At 25.6% G+C, this 20,942-nt stretch carries 19 protein-coding genes; 3 read left to right on the top strand and 16 right to left on the bottom strand.

From position 1 onward, the window contains the following. The first annotated feature begins 5 nt into the window (after positions 1–5). The 3 genes from ptsP to C7380_RS03855 all read left to right on the top strand — a co-directional run bounded on the left by ptsP (position 6) and on the right by C7380_RS03855 (position 3,710). Complete coding sequence (gene ptsP, locus C7380_RS03865) at positions 6–1,703, top strand: phosphoenolpyruvate--protein phosphotransferase (protein ID WP_109604172.1); 1,698 nt, start codon at positions 6–8, stop codon at positions 1,701–1,703. A 159-nt stretch (positions 1,704–1,862) separates the two neighbouring features. Continuing rightward, positions 1,863–2,363 (top strand): GNAT family N-acetyltransferase, encoded by a 501-nt coding sequence (locus C7380_RS03860; protein WP_109604171.1) that lies wholly within the window; start codon positions 1,863–1,865, stop codon positions 2,361–2,363. A 102-nt stretch (positions 2,364–2,465) separates the two neighbouring features. Beyond that, entirely contained in the window at positions 2,466–3,710 is a 1,245-nt protein-coding gene (locus tag C7380_RS03855) for a Gfo/Idh/MocA family protein (RefSeq protein WP_206050510.1), read from the top strand. Between the two features lie 20 nt (positions 3,711–3,730). On the opposite strand, the gene C7380_RS03850 is transcribed toward C7380_RS03855, so the two are convergent. From C7380_RS03850 to abc-f, 16 genes are all read right to left on the bottom strand, one after another. Further along, on the bottom strand, positions 3,731–4,708 hold the full coding sequence (locus C7380_RS03850) for a Gfo/Idh/MocA family protein (RefSeq protein ID WP_109604169.1): 978 nt from the start codon (positions 4,706–4,708) through the stop codon (positions 3,731–3,733). Between the two features lies 1 nt (position 4,709). Next, positions 4,710–5,711 carry a Gfo/Idh/MocA family protein gene (locus C7380_RS03845; RefSeq protein ID WP_109604168.1) on the bottom strand — a complete coding sequence of 334 codons (1,002 nt, stop codon included), beginning with the start codon at positions 5,709–5,711 and terminating at the stop codon, positions 4,710–4,712. A 2-nt stretch (positions 5,712–5,713) separates the two neighbouring features. Beyond that, positions 5,714–6,475, bottom strand: coding sequence for a PHP domain-containing protein (locus tag C7380_RS03840; protein WP_109604167.1), 762 nt, complete (start codon positions 6,473–6,475; stop codon positions 5,714–5,716). A 17-nt stretch (positions 6,476–6,492) separates the two neighbouring features. Next, the gene (locus tag C7380_RS03835; RefSeq protein ID WP_109604166.1) at positions 6,493–7,566 is read right to left on the bottom strand and encodes an alkaline phosphatase family protein; all 1,074 of its coding nucleotides are present in this window, start codon (positions 7,564–7,566) and stop codon (positions 6,493–6,495) included. Beyond that, positions 7,563–8,354, bottom strand: coding sequence for an endonuclease/exonuclease/phosphatase family protein (locus C7380_RS03830; protein WP_158274768.1), 792 nt, complete (start codon positions 8,352–8,354; stop codon positions 7,563–7,565). The genes C7380_RS03835 and C7380_RS03830 overlap by 4 nt, the downstream gene beginning before the upstream one ends. 53 nt (positions 8,355–8,407) lie before the next feature. Continuing rightward, a complete protein-coding gene (locus tag C7380_RS03825) occupies positions 8,408–9,172 on the bottom strand; it encodes an endonuclease/exonuclease/phosphatase family protein (protein WP_109604164.1) in 765 nt (254 codons plus the stop codon). Next, complete coding sequence (locus tag C7380_RS03820) at positions 9,172–10,251, bottom strand: alkaline phosphatase (RefSeq protein WP_109604163.1); 1,080 nt, start codon at positions 10,249–10,251, stop codon at positions 9,172–9,174. Before C7380_RS03820 ends, C7380_RS03825 begins: the two co-directional genes overlap by 1 nt. Before the next feature lie 8 nt (positions 10,252–10,259). Further along, on the bottom strand, positions 10,260–11,096 hold the full coding sequence (locus C7380_RS03815; RefSeq protein WP_206050509.1) for a carbohydrate ABC transporter permease: 837 nt from the start codon (positions 11,094–11,096) through the stop codon (positions 10,260–10,262). Between the two features lie 2 nt (positions 11,097–11,098). Next, positions 11,099–12,340: a carbohydrate ABC transporter permease gene (locus C7380_RS03810; protein WP_109604162.1), complete on the bottom strand. Its 1,242-nt coding sequence runs from the start codon at positions 12,338–12,340 to the stop codon at positions 11,099–11,101. 39 nt (positions 12,341–12,379) lie between these two features. Further along, a complete protein-coding gene (locus C7380_RS03805) occupies positions 12,380–13,618 on the bottom strand; it encodes an extracellular solute-binding protein (RefSeq protein WP_109604161.1) in 1,239 nt (412 codons plus the stop codon). A 16-nt stretch (positions 13,619–13,634) separates the two neighbouring features. Next, positions 13,635–14,768, bottom strand: coding sequence for an ROK family protein (locus tag C7380_RS03800; RefSeq protein WP_109604160.1), 1,134 nt, complete (start codon positions 14,766–14,768; stop codon positions 13,635–13,637). Further along, positions 14,769–15,593 carry a hypothetical protein gene (locus tag C7380_RS03795; protein ID WP_109604159.1) on the bottom strand — a complete coding sequence of 275 codons (825 nt, stop codon included), beginning with the start codon at positions 15,591–15,593 and terminating at the stop codon, positions 14,769–14,771. Positions 15,594–15,675: 82 nt separating this feature from the next. Beyond that, entirely contained in the window at positions 15,676–16,659 is a 984-nt protein-coding gene (locus C7380_RS03790) for a hypothetical protein (protein ID WP_109604158.1), read from the bottom strand. Positions 16,660–16,678: 19 nt separating this feature from the next. Beyond that, positions 16,679–17,794 (bottom strand): hypothetical protein, encoded by a 1,116-nt coding sequence (locus C7380_RS03785; RefSeq protein ID WP_109604157.1) that lies wholly within the window; start codon positions 17,792–17,794, stop codon positions 16,679–16,681. Positions 17,795–17,814: 20 nt separating this feature from the next. After that, entirely contained in the window at positions 17,815–18,741 is a 927-nt protein-coding gene (locus tag C7380_RS03780) for a hypothetical protein (RefSeq protein WP_109604156.1), read from the bottom strand. Positions 18,742–19,142: 401 nt separating this feature from the next. Continuing rightward, positions 19,143–20,720: a ribosomal protection-like ABC-F family protein gene (gene abc-f / locus C7380_RS03775; RefSeq protein ID WP_146192148.1), complete on the bottom strand. Its 1,578-nt coding sequence runs from the start codon at positions 20,718–20,720 to the stop codon at positions 19,143–19,145. Positions 20,721–20,942: the final 222 nt, after the last annotated feature.

Genomic DNA, 20,942 nt, shown 5'->3' with positions numbered 1-20,942 from the left:
TTTTTATGTTAAATTTAAAAGGACTTGGTGTTTCTGAAGGAATAGCTATTTCAAAGTCTTTTATATATAAAAAAACAGAAATTATTATAGAAAAAAAGAATATATCGAATACTGATGAAGAAATTAAAAGATTTGAAAAGTCTGTAGATATTTCTAAAAAACAATTGGATGAATTATACGAAAAAACAAAAAAAGATATTGGTGAAGATGAAGCTGAAATATTTTCAGCTCATAAGATGTTCTTAAATGATCCAGAATTCATTTCAAATATAAAAGAACAAATTAATACTGGTATTAATTCAGAATTTGCAATAAAAACAGTTAGAGATATTTTAATACAAAATTTTAGTCTTATAGATGATGAATATATTAAAGAAAGAATAGTAGATATTCAAGATGTATCAGATAGAATGTTAAGAAATCTTCTTGGTATAAAAGATCCTAATCTTTCTAATATTTCAGAAGATTGTATAATAATTGCTTATGATTTAACTCCTTCTGATACTGCATCTATGAATAAAGACAAGGTAAAAGGTTTTGTCACTCAAGTAGGCGGTAAAACTTCACATACATCAATAATTGCAAAAACAATGGGTATTCCGGCAGTTGTTGGAATAGATTCTATATTTGAAAAAATAGATGATAATGTAGAAATAATTGTTGACGGAGATTCTGGAGATGTTTTTGTTAATCCTGATGACAGAACAATTTCAGAATATAGTTTGATTTTAAAAGATTTTTTAAGAGAAAAAGAAGAATTAAAAAAATATATAAATAAAAAAACAATTACTAAAGATGGTGAATCTTTTAAAGTATTTGCAAATATAGCAAATCATAAAGATGTTGAATTTGTACTCGAAAATGATGCCGAAGGTGTAGGATTATTCAGAACAGAGTTTATTTATATGGATAGAAACTCTTTACCTGAAGAAGATGAACAATTCAAAATATATAAAAAAGTACTCGAAAGTATGCAAAATAAACCTGTAATTATAAGAACTTTAGATATAGGTGGAGATAAAGAAGTTAATTATCTTAATCTTCCAAAAGAAATGAATCCTTTCATGGGATACAGAGCAATAAGGATTTGTCTTGATAGAAAAGATATTTTTAAAACTCAATTGAGAGCTTTATTAAGAGCAAGTATATATGGAAAACTTGAAATAATGTTCCCTATGATCTCAAGTGTTGAAGAATTATTCGAGGCTAAAAAAATACTTGAAGAAGTTAAAAACGAATTAAAAGATGAACAAATAAAGTTTTCTGAAGATATTAAAGTTGGTATGATGATCGAAGTTCCATCAGCTGCAATTTTAAGCGATATCTTTGCAAAGCATGTTGATTTCTTTAGTATAGGTACTAATGACTTGATTCAATACTTTACAGCGGTTGATAGAACTAATGACAAAGTTCAATCACTTTATGATCCTTACAATCCAGCAATAATAAGAATTTTAAATACAATAATAAGTAATGCTCATAAAAATAATATCTCTGTAGGAATGTGTGGGGAATTAGCATCAGATCCAAGTTTCACAAGATTATTATGTGGATTTGGACTTAATGAATTTTCCGTTAATCCTGCAAGTGTATTAAAAACAAGAAAGAATATTTGTGAAAGTAATAATTCAGAAAATATAAAACTTGCAAAAGATATACTAAATTATGAAAGTTCCGATCCAATTCAAAGACTTCTTAGTTAATCAATAAAACCATCTTAGATTTTTCTAAGATGGTTTTATACGAGTATGGAATTTTTTAAAGTATTATAAAATTATGGCTTCTTAATTATACTTCTCTTAAAATCTCCCAAAATATATAATCATCAAATATACTCTTTAAACTTTAAAGGAGTTAAAAAAATGATAAGAAAAGCAATCAAAGATGATATCTCTAAAATAGTTAATATAATGAAAGATGTTGTCAATAAAATGATCTCTGAAGGAAATCCACAATGGGATAGTTCTTATCCCACCAAAGATATTTATTTAAAAGATATAGAAAATGAAGATTTATATGTATTTATAAAGGGAGATCAGATTGTTGCTGCTGCATGTATAAATCAAATACAAGCTGAAGAATATAAAAATATTAAATGGAAAATATCCTCTGATAATTCTTTTGTAATTCATAGAATAATTATAGATCCAAATTTTCAAAATCAAGGAATAGCTGTTGATTTCATGAAATTTGCCGAAAAATTAGCTATAAAATCAAATGTATTTTCTATAAGGATTGATACATTTTCAATGAATAAAAAAGCACAGAATTTATTTAAAAAACTTGGATACTTTGAAGTTGGAAAAGTTTATTTTAGAAATAAAAAAGAACCTTTTATTTGTTTTGAAAAGAATATCATTTAGTTTCAGTATTTATAAAATATATCAATAATTAATATTATTAATATTTTCCTTAAACAGATTAATTGGTATACTTTAATTGTATAGTTTAAGGAGGTTATTTATATGAAAAGTGCTATTCTTATCGGTGCCGGACAAAGGGGTATACATGCTTATGGTGCTTATGCTATTGAAAAAAAAGAAAAATTAAAATTTATTGCAGTTGCTGAACCTGATGAATTTAAAAGAGAATATTTTAAAAAATTACATAATATAGATGAAAATTATAGTGTAAAAGATTGGAAAAATTTGATTAAATTTGGTAAAATAGCCGATTTTGTAGTAATTTCTACTATGGATAAACTTCACAAAGAACCTGCTTTAGAATTTTTAAAACTTGGTTATGATATTCTAATAGAAAAGCCCGTTTCTACAAATATAGAAGATTCTGTAGAAATTATAAAAAAAGCTAAAGAATTAAAACGTTTTATAATGCCATGTTATGTTTTAAGATTCTCAGAGTTTTATTCTGAAATAAAAAATCTTATAAAAAATAATAAAATAGGAAAAATAATCTCAATTGAACAAAATGAAAATATTGGATATTTTCATATGGCTCATAGTTATGTTAGAGGAAGATGGAATAATTCTATTGAAACGGCATCTATAATTTTAACAAAAAGTTGTCATGATTTAGATATAATTCAATGGTTAATTGATAAACCATGTAAGTCTATATTTTCTTATGGAAATTTAAGTCTTTTTAATTCTATTAATAAACCTAACAACTCTTCTGATAAATGCTTAGAATGTTCAGTAGAAGAAGAATGTCCTTATTCGGCAAAGAAATTATATCTAAATATGGAATTAAAAGGATGGCCTGTTGATACAATAACTAATGATTTATCTTATGAAGGAAGGTTAAATGCATTAAAGAACACACAATATGGAACATGTGTTTATACATGTGATAACAATGTTTTAGATAATCAAACAGTTTTTATGGAATTTGAAGATGGTATAAATGTTGTATTTAAATTAAATGCATTTACTCATGATAAGACAAGAATAATAAAAATAAGTGGTTCACATGGAGAAATAATTGGAAATTTTGAAAAGAATATAATAGAAATATTTGATTTCATAAATGATACTAAAGAGATTATAAACATAAAACCAGAATATGTTTCTGCTCATAATGGTTCTGATTTTAAATTGATGGATTTTTTTATAAACTTCATTGATTCAAATAAAAATATAGATTATTTTAATTTGATTGAAAGTCATTTTATGGCTGAAGCAGCTGAAATTTCAAGAATTAATAAAAGTAATATAGACTATTTAAAATTTAAAAATTCTTTTATAAAATAGCTCCTTAAAGGAGCTATTTTTTATTTTTTTATATTTAAAAAATTATTTTTTTCTGAACTTTTATACGCCCAAACAGCTACTCTTAAAGCTTCAAGGCCATCTTTACCAGAAGTTAAAGGATTTTTATTGTTTGTTTTAACATTATTTATAAAATCTTTTATCAAAAGATAATCAAAATTATCTGCATAATTTTCATATTTTGTTCCAGAATTAAGATACTTTGTCACCTTGGGATCAAACACATCTAAATTTATTGTTCCTTTTGTTCCTACAATTCTTATTCTTACATCTCCCCAATAAGGATGATTATTTGGATATGACCAACTTGAATCTAATGTCATGAATGCTCCATTTTCAAGTTCCATCATCAAAAGGCCTGAATCTTCAACGTTTATATCATGATTTAATGTATTTTTTTTGCATGAAACACCTTTTATTTCTGTATTTAATACCCATCTTATAACATCAACGACATGAACTGTATGATCTATTACAGAACCTCCACCACTCAATTCTTTTTGTATAAACCATCCACCAGGCATTCTTCCATGATTAGTTGAACTTATTGATACTATTTCTCCAATTTCATCATTTTCAATTATTTTTTTTAGTTCAAATACTGATGGAGCATATCTTACAGGAAAAGCTATTTGTAATATTACATCATTTTCTTCACATACTTTTATCATCTCTTCAGCATCTTCTATATTTGTAGCTATTGGCTTTTCACATAATATATTTTTTTTCTGTTTTGCTGAAGCTATTGTATATTCTTTATGATATGAATTTTCTGAAGCTATTATAATAGAGTCTGATTCTTCTATTAATTTATTATAATCATCATATTTTTTTATATTTAATGTCTCTGATGCCTTCATAGCTTTTTCTTCATCTCTGTCAAAGACTCCAACAATTTCTACATCATTTAATTGTTTTAACTGATTTACATAAGAATATCCATGCATATGTGCTATTCCGAGTATACCTACTTTAATCATATTAATTCATCTCCTCAAAACAAATGGTTCTTTTTTCTTTGGCAGATTTATTTGCTGCTAAGGCTATTTTTAATGATTTTAATGCTTCTTCTCCACTTACTGGCGGTTCTTCATTGTTAATAACACTCAATAAAAATGCTTTTATTTCTTCCATATATGGATTTATATTTGAAGGGTTCATTCTTGTATATTGTTTGTTTTTTTGTATTCTAAATGTTAAACTCTTTTCAGAATCATAGTTTAACATTCCATCATCACCAAATATTTCATAATCAGTTTTGAAATTAATAGGCATATTTTCTGGTTCTGCCCAACTTCCTTCTACATGAGCTATTTTTCCATTTTTGAATTTTAATATTGCAGTTCCATGATCAAAATTTTTTATATTTCCATAAGATATTTTTGCACTTCTTGCTTCTATTGATTCTATTTCTCCAAATATTGTTCTTAGAAAATCAAAATCATGTATTGAAAGATCTACAAATACTCCTCCACTTTTTTCTAAATCATTAAACCAATTATCTATTCCATGAGATGGATATACACCACCTCTATAAAATCTCGCTATAGTAGCTTTTCCTATTTCATTGTTTTCTATTAACATTTTTGCTTTTTTATATTCAGGAAAAAATCTAACTACATGTCCTATCATGAGTTTTACATTATTTTCTTTACAAACATCTATTATTTCTTGTGCATCTTTTTCATTTAATGCTATTGGTTTTTCACAAAATATATTTTTACCTTTTTTTGCAGCTTTTATAGCTAAATCTTTATGTGTATAAGTAGGTGTACATAGATCTATAACATCTATTTCTTCATCATTTATTATTTCTTCAAATGTTGCTGTTGAAGTATTTAATTCTTTTTCACAAAAATCAGATTTTTCTTTTATAAAATCTGAAACATATTTTACATTAAAATCTACATCTTTTAGATTTTTATATGCGTTGGTATGAACTTTTCCCATCATACCACAACCTATTAATCCTATATTTAACATTTTTATTTCCTCCTAACTGCCTCTATGTCTAAAAAGTTTTCATCATTTAATTCTAATTCATTGAGAACTTTTTTAAAATAATCTCTTTTAGCCAATTGATAATTTGCATGAGAATCTGTTCCGTATGTTAGTTTTACACCATTTTCAATCATCAAATTTATGACTTCTAATCGTGGTGATTCTGACATTTCATGTATTTCAAGTGCAATTTCATTTTTGTTCATTTCTTTTGCCAAATCTTTATACCATTCTAATGAAAAATATTTTTTTGCAATTATTTTTTCATATTTTCTTCTATCTTCAAAATTACTTCCAGATTTCATAAATTTATTGACTGGAAGATATCCTTCAGCATGACCAAGTATTTGGAAATCATATTTTGTAACTGCATTTTCTAAATATTTTCTATATAAATTCCAATATTCTTTTTCTTCGAGTTCTTGAGGCATTTGATGTACACTACCTATTATATAATCAATCTCTGGAAGATTTTTTGGTTTAAGAAGTTCTAAATCATTGAATCCTATTTCGGCTCCTATTAAAGCTGTTATTCCAAATTTTTCTGCTTCTTCTTTTATTTTTAAAAAATGTGCATAATACTTTTCAGGATTTTCTTTTACTGTATAATTATGTCCTACTTCATAATGGTCGGTAACTCCAAAACATTTAAGACCTATTTCTTTTACTTTTTTCAATATGTCTTCAAAGCTTTGTGAACCATCTGAATAGAATGTGTGCATGTGTAAGTCGTATTTAGGGTTCATTTTATAAAATCATCTCCTCAATTAATACTCAATTCAAGATGTTCAAGTGTTTTATTAAGTATTATAGTTAAATCATAACCCTTAAGATTTTCTTTTTTTATTCCATTTTCATAAAAACTTATTATTGCATTGTTTTCTTCGAATGTTCCATGATATCCAAACTTTCTTATCTTTAACAAAATATTACTTATATTATTAGTGTAGCCTCTTTTTAAAGTGTAAGCAATATCACATAAGTGTTCATTTTTTAATTCTTTTAATTTTATTTGATCATATACTTCTGCAATATCTTCTATTTCATTTAAATCTTTTATTATATTCTTTTTTAATATTTTAGCTTTCTTACTTATTAAATATATCTGTACAGTAGGTTGTCTAATAATTATATAATCTAAGTTTTCAGGTATTTCATTTCCTGGTTCATAGAAATCTCCTTTAAATCCAAATTTTTCCATAAATTCTATTATAGAAAAATCGCTATGATTTTCAAATGAACTCATAGAATGGTCTGAATTTATTACTAATAAAAAATCTCCCCATTTTTTATTGAGATATTCATATAATCTTTCAAGTTCTGAATCTACTTTTTCTAATTCATTTATTCTTTTTTTACTCATGGCACCATATTTATGTCCAATAGAATCAACACTTTGATATATAGTGAATATTGCATCATAATTTTTTTGATCTAATTCTTTTATTATTGAATTTGTATTATTTTCTGGTTTTGATCCATCTATTTGTATGTATTTATCACATCTATTTTCAAGCATAAAATGTTGTACAGATAATGTTTTATATCCTTTTTCCATCAATATTTCTGATATTGTTGGAACTTTTATATCTCTCAATTTTCCTATAACTTTATTTTTTTCAAAATCATATACAGAATTTGAATATATGCCATGTTCAAATGGATACTTTCCAGTCAATATGGTTGTCATCATAGGTGTTGTTAGAGAAGGAAATGCTGTTTTTACATTTTTTATTGTATTTCCATTTTTTAATATTTCTTTTATAAATTTTGCATTAGATTTTTCAATTAAATCATTTCCAAGAGAATCTATAGTAACAAATAAAAGTTTTTTCAATTTTTTTTAACCCCCAATATGCTTATAATAGGGATATGATCTGATGCTTGAGAGGATATTGTCTTACAGTCATATATATTAAAATCTTTTTTTGTCGCAAGTATATAATCTATCTGCCTATTAGGATTTGTAGATGGTATTGTTTTTAATCGTTTATTTATTTCATGGTTTACAGATCCAAAATCATAAAACATCGCAGAAAGATTAGATTTTATTTCTTCATATTCAAGATTAAAATCTCCCGCTATTAAAACTGGCATATTTGAATTTATAGATCTTTTATATATTTCATTTAACTCTGATTTTACCTCTTTAATTCCTAAAAGACCTAAATGAGTACTTATAACCATTATTTCAACACCATTAACATCTATAATTAATCCAACAGCTCCTCTTTGCCAAGCTTTTTTTTGTTCTTCTGAGGTCAAATTAGTTGGTAAAGGAAGATCATATCCAAATTTTTCTTTTATTGGATATTTTGATAATATTGCATTTCCAAAATAATCTGTATTTTCTGTTAAATAAAAATAATAATCCATTCCAAATTTTTCAGCTATTATTTTTGTTTGTTCTTGCCCTTTTTGCTCTTTATATTCAAACCAATTTATTCTTTCTCTATAACCGACTTCTTGAAGCATTAATATATCTGGTGAATCTTTCTCTATAGTTTTTATTATATTTTCTAAATTTTGTACATTATCTGGATAACTTTTTCCACCTCTTATGTTATAAGTCATAACTTTTATTTTTATATCTTCTTTAAAAAATGTTATATCTTGAGCATTCATATAAAATCCTCCAAAAAGTATTATAAATAATATAAATACTTTATCTTTGATTTTCATTTCAATTCTACCTCAGCTATAACTGGAAGATGATCCGATGCATAAGAAGATACTGTGTATACATCTTTTATTTTAAAATCATCGTTTGAATAAAAAATAAAATCTATTTGAGGGCCTGGATTATCTGCTGGAATTGTGTTTAATTGTTTATCTATTGTATGATTTACAGATTTAAAATCTTTCATAAATTCAATAACTCCTGTTTGTAGATTAAAATATTCCACATTGAAATCTCCAGCTATTAATGTTGGAATATTATATTTTTTTGAAACTTCATAAGCTTCCATCAATTCTGTTTGAATTTCTTGTATTCCTCCAAGGCCTAAATGTAAGCTTACTATCATTACTTCTTGACCATTTACATCTATTATCATAGAAGCCGCTCCCCTTTGAACAGCTTTCATCCATTTTGGTTGTGGTAAATCATATCCAAATTTTTCTATTGGTTTAAATTTGCTTAAAACTGCTATTCCATAGTCTCTCTTACCTTCTGTAGCATAAAAATAATAGTCCATTCCAGTTTCTTTAGAAATTATCTTTGCTTGCCTTAAACCGTAGCTTCTTGCTCTTCCTTCATCTACTTCTTGAATCATTAATATATCTGGATCTTGATCTTTTATTACATCAATAACTCTTTGAAAATCTAATTTATCATCTACGCCAAGTCCATGTCTTATATTGTATGTCATCACTTTTAATGGAGTTGCAAAACTAATTGTAAATAAAGTTATTAAACTTATTAAAAATAATATTTTTTTCATTATTCCACCTCTAATGTTTTGAGAAGTACATCCTTGACATTTTCAAGATGCATTTGTTTTGGGAATATATCTTTAGAATTTCCATAGGTTAAAAATGGAACATATGTGCCTGTATGATCTGTATGATTCCATTTTATTGTTATATCACTTCCATCAACAGTAGAACTAAAAATAGACAATCCTCCTGTTTCATGATCGGCAAATATTATAAACAATGTTTCTTCAGGATTAAATTCTTTTGTTAAATAATTTACAATTTTTTGGAACATTAATAATTCACTTTTAACAGCTTCTGTATTATTTATATGAGAAGCATCATCTATTCTCCCAGCTTCAACAAACATAAAAAGAGGTTGATCGTCTTTTATTTTTTCTACTGTTTTCTCGACAACATCTATAAAAGGTAATTCTCCTGTTATTAATTCATTTTCAAAATTTTTATCTCCAGGGGCTACAAAAGCCATAAACCTTTCTTGATTTGAATCAAACAATAATTCATAATTATTACCATATACTTTATAACCATTTTCATTTATTTTTTTTAATTCAGAATCTTTTTTTGGTTTCATAGTAAAAGGATTTACTCCTAATTTTTCAAATCCTCCTGCTACAAAAAAATCCATAAAATTAGAAGAAACAAGATCTTTAGTAATTTTTTCTGTATCTCTTCTATGTGCATGTGCATAAATACCCGCTGGCGTTGCATCATAATATCTTGTATTTGTAATTAAACCAACCTTATAACCTTCTCTTTTTAATATTCTTCCAAGAGAATCTAAAGATTTTTGTTCTTTATCCATTCCAACATACTGTAATTTTGTTTTTTCTCCACAAAAAAAAGCTGTTGCAGCCGCACCAGAATCTGTTACCACATTATCAAGAGTATCATTTCTTACGAGAGAAGCAACTTGAAAGTTTTTTGTTGCTATCTCCAGATTATTTGCTTGACATAAAAGTTCAGATAATAACACATGATTATATCCCATGCCATCTCCCATTATTACAATAACATTTTTAGGTTTTGCATAAGATACTATCATTAAGCTTAATATTATTATTAAAGATAAAAATTTTTTCATTTAAAACACTATCCTTTCAAACCCGTCATTGTTATTCCTTTTATAAATTGTTTTTGTAAAAATAAATATAATATTATTATTGGTAATACAGCCATTGCAGCTGCAGTTATTTGAAGATGTACGAGATCTCCATATTGTTGGGTAAAATATTGTACCCCAAGTTGAACTGTTCTATGTTTATCTCCATTAACAACTAATAATGGCCATAGAAAAGCATTCCAAACACCCATGAATGAAAATATAGCTAATGCAGATAATACAGGTTTTATATTTGGAAGTATTATTTTTCTATATACCATCCATTCATTACATCCATCTATACGAGCTGCATCTAATAAATCATTCGGAATTCCTAATATGAATTGTCTCATTAAAAATGTTCCAAATATACTAACTATACCAGTTATTATTAAGGCTATATATGAATCTACCAATCCTAATGTATATATCATTATATATAATGGAATTATAGTTACAGGAAAAGGTATCATCATAGCACTAACCAATAATTTAAATATTTGATTTTTTCCTTTAAACTGATATTTTGCAAATGCAAATCCAGCTGTTGATGAAGTAAATAATACTAAAATAACTGATACAGTTGTTACTAAAAGTGAATTTAAATAATATTTAAAAAAGGGTACTGTTGTTAATACCTCTTTATAATTGTCTAAGGTAAAATGTTTTGGAAAAAATTTGGGTGGAAATGTCATTAATTCATTCTGTGGTTTAAATGTTGAGAGTATCATCCATATAAATGGCATTATCATAACAACAGCAAATAATGATAAAACTACATAACATATGATATAAAATAATCTTTCACTTTTTTTCTTGGATCTCATAATCAATCCTCCTTGAGAAGCTTGGTGACTCTCATTTGAATGAGTGTTATAGTTAATATAATAGCAAAAAGTATCAATGACATTGCACTTGCATATCCCATTTGAAGTCTGCTAAAACCATATTCCCATATATAATAAACTGCTGTTTTTGTATCAGCATTACCACCAGTCATCATATATATTTCAGAGAATACTTGTATAGCACCTATAGTAGATGTTATAAATATTAATATTAAAGATGGTTTTACTTGAGGAATTATTATTTTCCAAAATTTTTGCCATCTCGTTGCTCCATCTATTTCTGATGCTTCAAGAATAGCTTCTGGTATATCATTTAATCCAGAAAGGAATATTATAATATCATAACCAAGTCCTCTCCAAATAGAAACAGCTGCAACAGCCCATATAGCTATTGATGGATCTCCAAGCCAATCTACAGGTTTCATTCCAAATAATCCTATAATATAATTTGCAAGTCCATAGTATGGATGATATATCCAATTCCATATAACACTTACTGCAACTACGGATGTAACTGTAGGTAAAAAATACACTACTCTAAAAAAACCTTTGAATTTAGGTAAAGAATATATAAGATATGCAAATAAAAATGATATTATTATTTTTGTTGGTATAACTGCCAATGCATACTTAAAACTTATCCATAAGGAATTTAAAAAATATTCATCTGTAAAAGCTTTTACAAAGTTATCTAATCCTATAAAAGGTTTATTTGGAATTAATATATTCCATTTTCTAAAACTTATTATCACAGCAAATATTGCTGGGAAAAATGTTAAGAAACTTACTCCAAATACCATAGGTGTTATGAACATATATGGTATTGTTTGTTTTTTAGAAAATAATTTAAAAGAATATATTATTAAAAATATACTTCCAATCAATAAAAAATACCAACCAAAATTTGCTTTTTCAAAAAAGTTCAAAACAAATTTCGCTCTATATGCATATTTCCATTGTTTTACAAGAAATGGTAAATACATTACAAAAAACAATTGTAAAAAAGATACTATCATTATTAATTTTCTTTTTTTTGTAAAATTAATAATGATATTTGCTATTATTAAAGCTAAAAACACATAGATAAAAGAAAGTCCCAAGAAATTAAAATCTTTTAGAAACATTATTTTTTTATCTGCAATAATTGGTAAAAACATACCTATAAAAGTTATAAGAATACCTGGGATATATAATATATTAAGATTTTTATTGAATAATTTCATTGTATACCTCCATATAATAGCCCCTTATGGGGCCATTATTTAAAATTGTGAGAATGTTTCATCTAAATAAATATTTATTTGTTCTACAACTTTTTCTGCTGCTTCTTTAACAGGTACTCCCTTATTTAATATTTCATTATAGCCTACTTCTCTCATCATGCCAGCAGGGTTTGCCCAACCTTTTGAGAATGTTGGTTCTGCATAACTCAAAGAATCGAGTATAGGTCCAAATAATTCATCATTTTTATATTTAGGATCATTTATAACTGATTTTAATGAAGGTAATTCTCCTGTTTGTTCAAGCCATAATTTTTGAGAATCTTCTGAAGTTATAAATTTCAACCATTTTGCCGCTGCTTCTGATTCTTGACAATCATCCATTATAACTAATGACCAACTTGTTAATGAAGTTATTCTTTTTCCTGTTGTTGGATTTTTAGGTATTGGAGCTGTTTTAAAAATGAGATCTGGATGTCCTCCAACTTTAAAAGAACCTACCATAGCACCATGTCCAAAAACCATAGCTTCTTTTATTTGTCTAAATCCTGTCCATCTTGAACCAAATTTTGGTGTATATACTTTGTCTTCTTCTATCGCTTTTCTAAAAAATTCGTATGTATCTATCTGAGCTTGTTCAAGTTTTATTTGTTTTTTATCTCCATCTGCCCAAAATGTTGCTCCTGCTGAACGCATAAAACTTTCTAAAACCGGATGATAACCTGCAATTCCCCATCCACTTTCTATCATCTTATCATTTTCCCAAACTGTTGTTTTTTTTGCAAAATCTATCAATTCATTCCAATCTTCTGGAGCTTTATCAGGATCTAATCCTGCTTTTTCAAAAAGATATGGATTATAAAATAAAACTATTGTTTGAATATCTGTAGGTAAGCCATATACTTCATCATCAATTATCAAATTTTTTACAGCTGGCTCTATATTTTTTTCTAACATTTCTTTAGATGAAACTATATCTTCTGGAAATGGTTGAATTATTTGATAATTATAAAATTCCTCTATTGCTTCTGCTGGTATTTGTGCCACATCAGGTCCACTACCAGCTGCAATAGCTGCGAGTAATTTTGTTTTATATTCCGAATATGGAATAGATTGTATAACTATTTCTACATCTGGATTTTCTTTCATAAATTCTTCAGACATTTCATATATTATTTCTGCTCTCTTAGGTGAATGATGCATCCAATGAACTAATGTAGTTTTTGAAAAGGCTATACTCATTAAAGTTATAGCTAAAAATACTGTCAATATTTTTTTCATGCTACTACCCCCTTGTCTATATTTCGCCTATAAGGCTTGTTAAAGATACTGCCAATGGTATTTGTTTTATTTCATTTTCTGTAAAAATCATAGGTAATATTTTATTATTTCTAGATGAATATTCATTTATTTTGTCTTTTAAAAATTTATATGAGTTACCTCTAAAAAATGGATTTATAGTATTTAAAATAATATTATCTATGCATAATAAATCAGTCACATTTGTTATAGCATTTGCTAATTTTTCAAGAAGTTCTTCATACATTGTCACATATATTTCAGTAAATCTTTCATTATATAAATCACTTAGAGTATCTAAAAAAACATTTTTTTCAAGATTCAAATAAGTTTTTGGTAATATATTTTTATAATATTCTTTTAAATATCCCTCACTAAAAAAAGCTGAAATACATCCATTCTTTCCACACCAACATTTTGGTCCTTTTGGATCTACCTGAAAATGGCCAAATTCTCCTTCTCCGCCTTTTTCTCCTCTTATTAACTTATTGTTTATTATAAAAGAAGCACCAAATCCTTTATCTATATAAAAAGTGCTTTTGAAAGTAGCTGAATCGAATAATATTTTCGTTATTAAAGAAGCATTTACATCATTTTCGATTTGAAATAATATAGGCCAATCATTTATAAAATTTTTAAAAGAAATTTCTTGTTTTTTTGCAAAAAAACTTTTTCTTATCGTATAATCTTTTTTATTTACATATCCAGGAGTTACTATACTAAAAGCCATTATATTTTCAAATTTTTCTCCAAGTTTTTCTTTTAAATGGTTTGGAATATTATTTATTGATTTTATTATGTCTATACTTTTTATATCTATTTTTTCTGAATATTTGATCTCTCCATTCAAATTTCCAACAACAAGATTATAATGATTAGATCTAATCATTATTCCAGATACAAGTATTTTTTTGTCATTAACTAAAAGGAGCTTTTGAGGTCTTCCTTTAGAATTAGTTGGAATTAATTCGCCTTCTTTTACAAACTTATAATCAAGAAGTTTGTTAACAGCTCTTGATATAGTAGCTTTACTTATTTTCAAACTATCTTTTATATCTGTTTGAGAAATTCCAAATTTTTTATTCCAAATTGTATGTAAAACTAATTTTTCTTTTTCACTTAACTCTATCAATTAAAAACCTCCTGACAAATCTCCTTCATAAATATCATAAAATCCAGGACCATTAGATCTATCTTTTGTTGTGAAATAAATTTTATTTTCATATACAGACATAGCTCTATCATCATAAAATGAATTTATATCTCTTGATAAATGTTTTATTTCATCTTTTTGTTTCAAATAAACATATATATCATAACCACCTAATGCATCACTTCTTGCAGAATCAAAATAAATATTTTCAGATTCATCAACAAATACCGACCATTGATTTCCTTCATCATTTAATTTTGATACATTAACTGGTGTACACCATTTCCCATTTTTCTTTTCAGATTTCCATATATCTCTTCCACCTTTTGATTTTGAACCTTCATATTCTCCGGCAGATGTAAAATAAGCTAAAGTTTCATCTTGATTTACCCAAATATCCCATTCTTGAGCTTTAGTATTAAGTTCATTTACTGTTTGAACATTTTTCCAAATATTTTTATTTTCATCAAATTCAGCTCTATAAAAGTCATAATTTGTATCAGAATCTGTATATCTTGCGAAATACATTATTTTTTTACCATTATTAATTATTACATGTGGATTTATTTCATTAGCTGATGTATTAACTTCACCATTCACTTTTTTAGGATTATTCCATTTTCCATTTTCAAATTGACTTTCGTATATATCATAATTATTTGCAACAAAATATAAAGTATTTCCAATTCTTTGGGGCATTCTCTCAAGTTTTGTAGTACATATGTTTAAAGGTTTAACATTTACTTTTGAAAAAATTGTGATTGTTGATAATAAAAGCATTAAAAAAATTAAATTTTTCTTCATAAAATCTCTCCTATTATTTTATATTTTGTTTCTTTATGAAAATATTTGTTTAATTGTAAAGCCCGTTTAAACGGGCCTACAATTAAAATGACCACTTAAATTTAACTTGGATCATAGGTTCTTTGTCTTCAGCATTTTTATTTTCAAAGGTGAGTTTAGCTTGTAAATTGATATTATTAGTTATATCATATTCAACCCAATAAGCAGTTTTCCAATGTTTATCAAGCTCATCTAAAAATCCATCTTTATTAGTATCTCCACTTTTATATATAATATTTGCAACAGCTTTTAGACTATTATCATTTTTATATTCTATTTCTCCGAGATACACCGGATTTTTCATATCTGTAATATCTGTTTCTAATATAAATCCAAAATCCATAAAATTTATTCTTCCTGAAAATAATACAGAAGTTATAGTTCCCTCTTTTGTCGTTTTATTGTATAGATTGTATCCAAAAGCATTCGAAATCTGTATATCTCCAAATTTTACTCTATTTCTTGTTGAAATTTTTCCTTGTATTTTATCTTCATCATTTTTTTTGATATTTTCTAAATAAAGACTTGATTTTATATCTTTATATTCTGCATTAAATAAAAATGATGCTATCAAAGGTGATGAAGGATTTGTAACTGTATAAAATGTTCCATATTTTGTATTTAATCCCATTCCAAGATCTTTTTGAATACTTACAAAAGTATCTCCACCATGTTTCATTTCTTCAGAAAGCGAATAATTTCCAAGTTGAAATGTAAAATCTCTATATCTTTTTCTACCAAAAAATATGTCGAGATCTTTTATAGAATAAATTCCATAAAGTTGATCAAAATAAAATTGATTTGGTCCTATAGATCCACCTTTATCTTGATTTGTTAAATAAAATCTCGCATAATAATCATCACTTTGTGCTGTTAAACCAACTCTATCAAGCCAAAGTCCCACATCTGAACTCAAACCTGAAGATGGTCTAAAATTATAGAATATCTCTGTAGTCCCTGATATGTCTACATTTGAAAAACTCATTATAGATATCAATAGTATCAATATTAGCATTATTTTTTTCATTTATTTTTCAACTCCTGATTTAAAATTGTACACTATAAATGGAATAAGCTCCCGATGCAGATGATACAAAGTATAATTTATCATTCATATAAAATGATTCTCTTTCATTTTTATCTGTTATATTTAAAGGTATTTTATATGCACTAAATACTTCATTAGTTTTATAAACCACAAAAATATCTGAATCATCCATTATGAATTTATTATCATTTATTTTAAATATATTTCTTATAGTTTTTGTATATGCTGTATTTAATTCTTCATTTAAGGAAACTTTCCAATTGTTATTTTCTTTAATACCTTTCCAAACACTTCTTCTATTTCCAGAATCAACACCAGAAAATGGTCCATAAGAAGTTAAATAAACTTCATCTTCATTTTCATTAACCCAAATATCCCATTCCTCATTTGAAGAAGATAAAGAATCTATTTTTTCAATACTTAAAACTTTATTGTTTTCAAAGTTATATTCTGCAATATATACATCATATTTTGTGCTTTCATTGTTTTTTAAAAAATAAATATTATAATTTTCACCATTTTTAATAACAGCTGGAGATATAATATTTTTACCATCTTCATTTATTTCAGAAGGTAATTTTAAAGGAGATGTCCATGATTCATCAGAATTTTTTTGAATTACATAAAGATTATATCCTCCGCTTGTATGAATAAAAAACATTTTATCTTCTAAAAACCATGGCATTCTAACATAACCAGAACTAAATTTAGAATTAATAGATTTCATTATGTTTGTTTCTTCAAGAGCTGTAAAAGTACCTTCTGTAAAAAATTCTACTGTATCTGTTTCAACCTTTTTATCATCTTTTAAAGCTATTATTTTTAATTGATATTTTGTAGCTTCTTTTAATTCCAAAGCATATGTTTTTGCTTTAGTTTCTTCAATTATTTTAAAAGTTTCATTTCCTTCTTTAAGCATAACTTGATATTTATCAACTTCTGTTGAATTCCATGAAATCTCTCTATTTACTGGAACTCCCATCTCTCCATCAGAAATAAAATCATTCGAAACTTGTATTCTCAATCCCGACATATCTTGACCATTTGTTGGTGTCTTTGTACAACCAACCAGTAAAATCAAGAGAACTATTAAAGGTATAAGTAATTTTTTCATTAAGAAAATCCCCCTTTTATTTATATAATATTTTTGAGTATTAGGTATAAACTTAATCCTGCAAATATAAAATATTCATAATTTATATTTGATGAAATTTTTTCTTCTGTTTTTTCTATATGAATTTCTTCAGGGTTTATATTATGAATAAATAAATCATATCCCCCTTGTCCATCATCTCTTGATTTTCCTGTAAATATCATTAAATCTTTATTTCTGAAAAAACTTCTTTCATCTTTATCTGAATTAATATTTCTATCTAAATGATTTATTTTTTTTGTATTCAATGAATATGAATATATATCATACCCTCCAAAAGAATCATCTCTTTTAGAAGAAAAATATAATTCATTTTTATCTAAATAATAGAAAACATCCCATTCATCAAAAGATGTATTTATTTCTTTTAAATTTATAGGGTTTATCCATTTTCCATTTTTAAATTCAAACATCCAAATATCTCTTCCACCAACATTCGATAAATTATTATAAATACCTTTAGTTGTTACAAAAGCTTTTTTATGATCTGGACTAACACTAATTCCCCATTCTTGTTCTGATGTTGAAAGCTCTTCAACTTTAGATACATTTATCCATTCTTCTGTATTTTCATTGTATTCTGCTTTATAAACATCATAATCTGTTACAGGAGTATACCTTGTAAAATACATTATTTTTTTTCCTTCTAATAATAAAACATTTGGATATAATTCATTTTGTTCTGTATTTATATCTCCTTTTATTTTTCTTGGCATTGAAAACTGTCCATTTATATATTTGCTCACTCTTATATCATGATTTTGATCAACAAAATATAGTTCATCTTCAAACATAAAAGGCATTCTTTCTGCACCCTTTGTAGAAATATTAATAGATCTAACCTCTAACTGTGAAAATCCTATTAACCCTATTAATATCAATAAGAATATGCTAAATAATTTCTTCAAGATTTATCCCTCCAAAAATTTTTTTCACCATTTCAGCTTAAGTTTAACATTATTTTATATCAAGTGAAATATTAATTATAGACAATTATAGACATGTATTAATGTTTAGACTTAAATTACTATGATATAAAATATTCTCAAATAGCGTAACAATAATTTTATTTTGTTTCATGATAAAACTTCTTTAAAATACTTTATAATAAAGGATTTTAGTTTTTATGTTTTTTTAATAAGTTTTATTAAGAAGGATTAATTTTTTTTATTTTTCCTTAACAATTCTAAAGATATCTATAATAAAGATTAAAATAAAAATGTATTTTCATTCTTTTTTTCTTTATGAAACTTATTAGAAAATTTAAAACAAAAAGCTGGAGCAAATTCTCCAGCTTTTCGTTTGTTTCTTAATTTATTTCTATTATATTGGTAGCTATTTTTTCCATAAAATATTTATCATGTTCTATAATGATCATGGTTGGATTTGATTCTAAGATTGCTTCTTCTATTTTTTCTCTTATTATTATATCTAAATAATTCATGGGCTCATCCCAAATATAAAGTCCACTTGGTTCTACTATACTTCTTGCAATTTCTATTTTCTTTTTTTCTCCATCAGAAAATGTTTCTAAATTTTTATTCCATATATTTCCTCTTAAATTAAAACAAGCTATTATATCTCTATACCTTTGTTCATCTAATTTTTCTTTTTCTAAATTTTCTTTTATTGTTCCGTTTTTCCATTTTGGTATTTGCGATGCATAGTTTATTTTTATATGAGCCGGAATTATTATCTGACCTTCATAATCAATTTTATTTAATATAGCATTTATTATAGATGTTTTTCCACTTCCATTTTCACCTTTTATAAATAATCTTTGACCTTTATAAAGATTTAAATTAAAGTCTCGAATTATATATTTTTCACCATATTTTATTTTTAAATCTCTTATTTCTAATATATTATTTGGAACTTTTTCATCCACAAATATTTTTAAATCATAATCTTTTTCTTCATTTTTTAATAATTTATTTTTTTCTTCTATACTTTTTTCTATTTTTTGCTCAAAAACCATAGCTTGCTTCATAAGCCTTTTAGATTGTGCTCCTATATAACCTTTATCCGTATGAGCAGCTTTTTCTTTTTCTTTTTTAGATGACCATTTTCTACTTCTTTTAGAAGCTTCATCTAAAAGATTTATTTGTTTTTTCAATTTTTCATTCGTTTTTCTTTCATAATTTTTTTGAAGTTCAAAATTATATTCCCATTCAGTATAATTAGTTTTATATACTTTTATATCTGATTTATTTATGGCTATTATATGATCTATACATTTATCTAAAAAATATCTATCATGAGACACTATAATAAATCCTTTTTTTCTATTCAAATACTCAGCTAATATTTCCCTTCCTTTTAAATCTAAATGATTCGTTGGTTCATCAATAAGTGGAAAATATCCATTTTTCAAAAAAAGTATTATTATCATTACCCTCGTAAGCTCACCACCACTCAATGTAGCTTTCTTTCTATAAAGAATATCTGAATTCATATTCATATCATATAATTCTTTTTCTATTAATCCATCTATTTCATATCCATTATTATGCATATACATATTATGAATTTCATCATATCTTTCAATATTATTTATAGTTGGATTTTTTAAAAGTTCATCCATTAAATTTTCCCATTTTTGAAATGGTGCTATATTATTTTTTATAAAGTCTTTTACATTTTTATATTCTTCAGTTTTAAATGGAAAATATGATATTTTTTCATCTAAACTTATGCTTCCCATTAAAGGTTTTAACTTTTTTTGTATCAAATTTAATAATGTACTTTTTCCTCTTCCATTTCTACCAATCAATCCTGTTTTCCATGAAGTATCTATATTAAGATTGAGATTTTCAAATACTTCTTTATATGGGTTATTATAATAGAAAGTCATATTTTTAATACTTATTATTGATATAAATATCACTCCTTCATATTTAATATTTTAATTAATTTTTTCAATATTTATATGAATATTCATTTTTTCACCTCCTAAAAAAATAAGGAGAGTCTTTTAAAGACTCTCCTTATTTTAAAATTAATAATAATTTAATTAACAAAGCCATGGTATTAACCATGGCTCAATTTTTTATTGGTATACTCGTATTATTTGAATTTTAAATAAACAACAAAAAGCTATAGAGCCTGG

Source organism: Oceanotoga teriensis, assembly GCF_003148465.1.
GTDB classification, from domain to species: Bacteria; Thermotogota; Thermotogae; order Petrotogales; family Petrotogaceae; genus Oceanotoga; species Oceanotoga teriensis.
Note: the sequence above shows the minus strand (reverse complement) of the source record. Positions and strands in the feature narration are given on the sequence as shown.